Below are 2,641 nucleotides of genomic sequence, written 5' to 3' on the forward strand. Positions count from 1 at the left end.
TGTCAGCAGTCACGTAATTCCCCACCTCTGAGGGGTTGTCCGTCACGTAATTCCTCACCCGCCGTCACGTAATTCCCCACCCCGTGGGGCGTGTCCGGTCCGGGGTTCGGGTGCTGCTCAGGTTCGCTCCGTTCAGTGCCCCGCCGAGGGCCTGGAAGGGGCCTGAGGTGGCAAGGAGAACGTGGAAAGTGACTGACTTCGTGGAGATGTTCCGACACTGGAATGCGGGCCGATCACAGGTGCAGATCTATCAGGCACTCGACATCGACCGAAAGACCATTCGTAAGTACCTGGCGCCGGCGATTGCAGAGGGACTGCAACCTGCGCCGGAGGTCCCGTTCGACGAGGCGGTGTGGCGAGGGCGAATACGACGCTGGTTTCCCGAGCTCGACGACCCGGCGGCGCGGGCGGTGACGTGGCCGCTGATTGCGGTGCACCATGAATGGATTACCGAGCAGTTGGGGGTCCCCGTTACGGTCGCCACGATTGCGCAACGGCTGCGCGACGACCATCGGGTCGACGTGTCGGAATCGACGGTAAGGCGTTATATCGCAGCCACTTTCGCCGAACAGTCGGTCGAAGACAAGGTCACCGTGCCGCGTGGTGCGGTCGAGCCTGGCAGTGAAGCGCAGATCGATTACGGCAAGCTCGGCATGTGGTTCGATCCGGTCTCGGGCCGCCGGGTCGCGGTGTGGGTGTTCGCGATGATCCTGTCGTGCTCACGCAAGCTGTTCGTGCAGCCGGTGCTGAAGCTGGATCAGGCGTCGTGGAACGCTTCGCATGTCGCGGCGTTCGACTTCTTCGGCGGTGTCCCGGATCGATTGGTGTGCGACAACCTCAAGACCGGGGTCGACCGGCCCGACCTCTACGACCCGCAGATCAACCGCGCTTACGCCGAGCTTGCCGCCTTCTACGGCACCCTCGTCGACCCGGCCAGGGCCCGCAAACCCAAAGACAAACCCCGAGTCGAACGTCCCATGCCCTACATTCGGGACTCGTTCTGGTCGGGCCGCGAATTCACCTCGCTGCAGCACATGCAGACCGAGGCATTGCATTGGGCCACTGACGTTTACGGGCTGCACCGCCATCGTGGGCTGGACGGGCAGACACCGAAAGCGGTGTTCGACGCGGTCGAGAAGGACGCTCTCGCCGCGTTGCCTGCTCGCTCGTTCGAAACGGTGCTCTACACGGTCGGCACCGTCGCCCCGGACTGCCACGTCAAGTCCGGCAAAGCGTTGTACTCGGTGCCGTGGCGGTTGATGGGGCAGAAAGTCAGTGTCCGCACCGCCGGTGATGTGGTGCAGATCTTCCACGACGACACCGTCGCGGCCACCCATGTCCGTCATCTGTCGGGGCGTTCGACCAATCTCGAACACTATCCGCCGCACAAGGTCGCACACACCTTGCGCAGCGTGTCGTGGTGCCGTACTCATGCCGAGCAGATCGGGCCCGGCGCGGTCGCGATCATCGCAGAGTTGTCCCAGGTCAACGCGATTCACCGGTTGCGGGCGATCCAGGCGATCATCCGGTTGCGCGACACCTACGACGACACTCGCCTCGACGCCGCCTGTGCTCGCGCTCTCGAGGTCGGTGATCCGCGCTACCGCACCGTCAAAGGCATCCTCGTCGCCGGCACCGAACACGGCGACCAACCCACATGCCCGGTTGCTGCGCCGCCGGCGATGCTGCGCGGCCCCGCCGCCTTCGACACCGAACTCAGCGCCTGACAACCACCAACTCCGTGCGCCTGAACATGTTCCGCTGCAACCATATCGACGAAACAGGACTGTCATGACCATTCACGACCCCAGTCTGCGGACTGCGCTCAAGACCCTCAAACTCACCGGCATGCTCGACACCCTCGACGCAAGGCTCGCTCAAACCCGGGACGGGAAACTCGGCCATCTGGAATTTCTGCAAGTGCTCTGCGAGGACGAGGTCGCCCGCCGCGAAACCGCCGCGCTGGCGCGTCGGGTGCGCCGCGCACGGTTCGAGCATCAATCCACCTTCGAGGACTTCGACTTCACCGTCAGCCCGAAACTTCCCTCTGCGATGCTGCGTGATCTCGCCGCCCTGCGCTGGCTCGACGCCGGCGAATCAGTGATCCTCTACGGACCCGTTGGAGTCGGGAAAACCCATGTGGCACAAGCGCTTGGCCATCAAGTGGCCCGCCGCGGTGGCGACATCCGGTTCGTCAAATGCTCACGCATGCTCGCCGACCTCGCCGGTGGACACGCCGACCGCACCATCGGTCAACGCATGCGCGAATACACCCGACCTCTCGTACTGATCGTCGACGACTTCGCGATGCGGGAACACACCCCGACTCAATCCGACGACCTATACGACCTGGTCTCCGACCGTGCCATCGCCGGGAAACCAGTAATTCTCACCAGCAACCGAGCACCGAAGGATTGGTATCCACTGTTTCCGAACCCAGTCGTCGCCGAATCACTGCTCGATCGGTTGATCAACACCAGCCATCAAGTCCTCATGGACGGCCCGTCCTACCGACCACGCAAACGACCCGGCACAACAGCCACCTGACACCGACCACAACCCCAGCTACCCTCAGCACAGCAGCGCCGAACGTGAGGAATTACGTGACGGCTACCCCTGGGGAATTACGCGACGGCCGACA

2 protein-coding genes are annotated in these 2,641 nt (G+C 63.6%); both read left to right on the top strand.

The window, feature by feature from the left end; all coding sequences use genetic code 11:
- The first annotated feature begins 188 nt into the window (after positions 1-188).
- Positions 189-1,727 (top strand): IS21 family transposase, encoded by a 1,539-nt coding sequence (istA, locus tag FGL95_RS31935; RefSeq protein WP_338080115.1) that lies wholly within the window; start codon positions 189-191, stop codon positions 1,725-1,727.
- Between the two features lie 64 nt (positions 1,728-1,791).
- Positions 1,792-2,547 (top strand): IS21-like element helper ATPase IstB, encoded by a 756-nt coding sequence (gene istB, locus FGL95_RS31940; protein ID WP_169595019.1) that lies wholly within the window; start codon positions 1,792-1,794, stop codon positions 2,545-2,547.
- The last annotated feature ends 94 nt before the right edge of the window (positions 2,548-2,641 follow it).

This window comes from Antrihabitans stalactiti (genome assembly GCF_012932915.1).
GTDB classification, from domain to species: Bacteria; Actinomycetota; Actinomycetes; order Mycobacteriales; family Mycobacteriaceae; genus Antrihabitans; species Antrihabitans stalactiti.